The organism is Patescibacteria group bacterium (genome assembly GCA_028707495.1).
Lineage (GTDB): Bacteria > Patescibacteriota > Patescibacteriia > UBA2591 > JAQWAS01 > JAQWAS01.
This window is the reverse complement of the sequence record JAQWAS010000017.1, coordinates 1-3,813: the sequence shown is the minus strand read 5'-3', so window position 1 is coordinate 3,813 and position 3,813 is coordinate 1. Positions and strand designations below refer to the sequence as shown.

Genomic DNA, 3,813 nt, shown 5'->3' with positions numbered 1-3,813 from the left:
ATAAAGCTTTTAGGATTTTTTCCTTCATGTTTCACCTGTGTGTAAGGATATTTTTCAGTTTGAGTTAGTATAAGCGACGCGGAAGCTTATTTCAAACTTCTAAGGAATACCGAAAAATAGCGTTGCTATTGTTCGGCTTGAGATAGGGTTTTTCAATATTCCACAATTATTTCAGGGCATGGCATCAGATATCCCGAGTATTTGAGCGGCGCCGAGTCGATACCGGGGCAAATTTACAGATCGTCCAGGGGGCTTGCCACTCCGTGCCCGCCCTGCTGCAGAACGTGGGTATAAACCATTGTCGTTGCCAGATCCTCATGACCAAGCAACTGCTGGATGGTCCTGATATCGGTTCCCCGCTGCAGGAGATGCGTTGCGAAGGAATGTCTGAAAGTGTGAGCGCTGATCCGTTTGGTGATCGCTGCGCGCCGGACTGCGGTTTTGATTGCCTTGTTTACCACACTTGGATCTATGTGGTGACGCCGGGTAAAACCTGATCCGGGATCGACCGACAAATCACGGGAGGGGAAAATATACTGCCAGGCCCACTCTTTGGCGGCATTGCGATATTTTCGTGCGAGGGCGCCGGGGAGGAATACTTCTCCGAAACCTTTGTCGAGATCCTGTTGATGAATGGTTTTAACTCTGGCCAGATGGTTGTCGAGCAGAGGGATGAGGGTTGTCGAAAATGTGGTGAAACGATCTTTGTTTCCTTTTCCTGAGCGCACGGTAATTTGTTTCATCTCGTAATCGATGTCCTTGACACGAAGTCTGACGGCTTCCATGATGCGTAATCCGCTTCCATAAAGAAGTTTAACGACAAGCTGAGTGGTTCCCTCCATCAGAGAGATGACTGTTGCAACTTCCTGTCGGGTCATAACGACGGGAAGGCTGGTTTTTTTGTTTGCTCTGACGGCGCAAATTTCTTCGGTTACAGGTTGTGCGAGGATCCTTTTGTACAGGAAGACAAGGGCGTTCATTGCCTGATTCTGGGTGGCTGGAGCAACGTCTTTATTGATTGCAAGATCGCTGAGAAAGGCTTCTATTTTCGCTTCACCGGGAAAAAGGTCATCTCTTGTCTTCATCCGGTGAAATCGGACAAACCGTACAATCCAGTCGACATATGAGCGTTCAGTATGAATTGAATAGTGTTTGAGTCTCATGTATTGCCGAACCTGATCGAGCAATTTCGGTTGTTGACTTTCGTTATTCCGGGCCATAAAATGGACTCATAAACGTTAATTTTGGGAGGCAGACTTGCCCTGTTTCCAACCGAATTGTAACATTATCAGGGCAAACCTACAAGTTAATCAATGGTTAAACTATTAAAAGCAGACCAAAATAACCAAAACCCTGACCCCAAGCTATATGTGCCGCAACAAGGTTAAGAAAACGATCTAATGGTAAGAATTTCGACTCAAGTGACAGAAGAAAAGATTGGTCTGGTTGCCTTCTACAAAGTGCCAGAAAACTTAATGGCACGGGAGCTTTCGAATAATTCTAAGCAAGTCCCGCACCAGCCGTTTTCTGGCGTGCCTGTTCGAATGACTAATTGCACTGTCCAGCTTTTTTCTGCTTTCAAAACTCGCGAAGTCTGTGTTATAAAAATGTTAGAGTGGATTAGGTCACGTTGGTAGAGGGGTACTATGTTTCGCAATACTATGATCACGAAAAAGCTAGCAAATAAAATCGGTAAAGCCGCAGGCGAGGCCATTAAAGGCTACCAAGCCCGTCTAGTTGAACAAGAGCCTCAGATCACCGATCGGTTTTTGGCTATTTGCCAGCACTCAATCAACAAATCCAAGATTGGTGGTATCCATTGGTCAGCTAAGACGTTTACTGATCGTGGCTGTAATAGCCAGGAGAAACGTTTCGGCGCGGACTTCCTTTGTTCCTTTTCCCTAACAATTCCTAACTTTAGCGTAAGCAAAGGTTTCTTGGCTCAAGCCAAGCGTGTTGAGCCAAGCGCCTCATTCACAACTAAGGATTACGACGACATGAAAAAGCAGTGCGAAAAAATGCTTTCGTTGTCGCCAGCATCATTCATTTTTCTTTACTCGGAGCAGGCAGGAGTAACTGTTATTCCTGCGATATCAGTAGTTTCAGCAAGAACATGCAATCCACATGAGCTAACGTCAATGGGGGTTTCTTCATTCTTCGCTAACCATTTCGAGTGCTTCATTGGCGACCGTGGCATTGCAATTCCGCCCTCTGGCGTAGAAAGTCTACTTGAGGAGCTCAATGTTCGCAGTGGTCTCACAATTGCCGGCCACAGTGACGAGGCTAGCATTTCGTTCAAAACGAACGCAGCCATAATAAAGAAATAAATAAAATGATAAAAAAACTTGTAATTGCTACCATTTTAATTCTGTGCAATTTTTTAATTGGCTGTATGGACACAAATGCAAAAGCAAATCAATTATATGTAGAAGCAATACAATATGACCAAGAAATGAAGGAAAAAGCGAAAAGCTACACAGAAGCATTGGTAACTTACAAAAAATTACACATGAAAATTAATGAAATAATAAATAATTACCCGGAAGCAAACCTAGCAGTTAAACTCCAATCTGGGGAAACACTAATTTCAGGCAAAAAGGTTAGCGAACTGCGAAAAATTGAAATCTTACTTCAACAGCTATCTGCAGCTGAAAAACAACTCAATTTATGCGCCTTGGTTATCAGTGAAAATAGTAAAGATCGTTGGCGAGTTCATGCTTTATGCTATTTAGCAATCGCTGCCAAAAAACTTGGTGAGGAAGAAAACTGTATCGATTTATTAAATAAAGCTATGAAGTATGCAGAAGAGATTGATGATAATACTCATTTAATTGAAGCAAACTTGGCAATAGCCAACGCATTTCAACAAACTAATCAAAATGATAAGGCTAAAAAAATCTTAAAAGAAGTGCTTATTAAGGCCAAGAAAATTGATGATTGCGTTGCTTGGGTTACCCTTACTAACGGGCTTTTCCATCAACAGTTTAATGACCTGTTCTTGGAAGCCACAGAAGAAATCAAATTTAAGAACGACTACAGATTCTTCAAAGAGAATATACGGCAAACCAAATGTTCTTATTTTTTAAATTCCGGGGAGCTAGATAAAGCAACTCAGACTGCTTTGCAAATAGAAAATCCCTATATTAGAGAATCATCACTAGTCGGTTGTATTAGCGAATATATTGTCAAAGGTCATAATGAAAAGGCAATAAAATTATTTGATGAGCACATAAATGACGCTGGCGACAAGAATAATCAAATAAGAAATTTAGTATTGTTAGCTTGGAAATTGAATGAAAAAAGTGAAAAGTCATTAGAATTCTTGGATCGCGCCCTAAGCATCGCTCAGGCGGAAGAAAATCAAGTCTGTAAAATAGGCCTGTTAGCCATAATAGGTGAGTTGCTGATCAATCTAGGGCACAATGAGAAAGCCCTTCAAATAATGTCTGGGGAATTATTTGTTAATGAAAAAATTAACTCGAACCTCCTTAAGAAAAGCGAAGTAGCAACAATTTGCCAAATCGCAAGTGTTCTTGTAAATAACAACAAGGTTGATCAAGCCATCGAAATAGTAAAGCAGTCTGGTTCTTTAGAAGAAAGAATAGAAAGTCTTCTAAGTCTTGCAAAAATTTTGATAAAGAAAGATAAGAAAGAATTTGCCCAAACATTAGCTCATGAATTAGTCTCGTTGGCAGGAGAAATAGACGAACCAGAAAAAAGGGGCTCATTATTCGCTCTTGAAATCGGTTGTCTATTTTTAGAACTGGACAATTTTGACCAAGCAATGCAAATTGCCAATGGAATCGAGGATAA

4 protein-coding genes are annotated in these 3,813 nt (G+C 41.4%); 3 read left to right on the top strand and 1 reads right to left on the bottom strand.

Going from position 1 to position 3,813, the window contains the following annotated elements:
* Positions 1-233 precede the first annotated feature (233 nt).
* Positions 234-1,220, bottom strand: a complete 987-nt coding sequence (locus PHS07_04220; protein MDD4607499.1) for an integron integrase — start codon at positions 1,218-1,220, stop codon at positions 234-236.
* Positions 1,221-1,400: 180 nt separating this feature from the next.
* Here PHS07_04220 and PHS07_04215 point away from each other — a divergent pair, with 180 nt between their 5' ends.
* The 3 genes from PHS07_04215 to PHS07_04205 form a co-directional block, all read left to right on the top strand.
* Positions 1,401-1,637 (top strand): hypothetical protein, encoded by a 237-nt coding sequence (locus PHS07_04215; GenBank protein ID MDD4607498.1) that lies wholly within the window; start codon positions 1,401-1,403, stop codon positions 1,635-1,637.
* A gap of 24 nt (positions 1,638-1,661) precedes the next feature.
* Entirely contained in the window at positions 1,662-2,327 is a 666-nt protein-coding gene (locus PHS07_04210) for a hypothetical protein (protein ID MDD4607497.1), read from the top strand.
* 5 nt (positions 2,328-2,332) lie between these two features.
* Positions 2,333-3,813 (top strand): hypothetical protein (locus tag PHS07_04205; GenBank protein ID MDD4607496.1); only part of this gene is annotated, 1,481 nt, incomplete at its 3' end.

What these genes read in the sequence shown, in the direction of transcription:
- PHS07_04220 (MDD4607499.1), bottom strand. Translation starts at nt 1,220, where the DNA reads ATGGCCCGGAATAACGAAAGTCAACAACCGAAATTGCTCGATCAGGTT.
- PHS07_04215 (MDD4607498.1), top strand. Translation starts at nt 1,401, where the DNA reads ATGGTAAGAATTTCGACTCAAGTGACAGAAGAAAAGATTGGTCTGGTT.
- PHS07_04210 (MDD4607497.1), top strand. Translation starts at nt 1,662, where the DNA reads ATGATCACGAAAAAGCTAGCAAATAAAATCGGTAAAGCCGCAGGCGAG.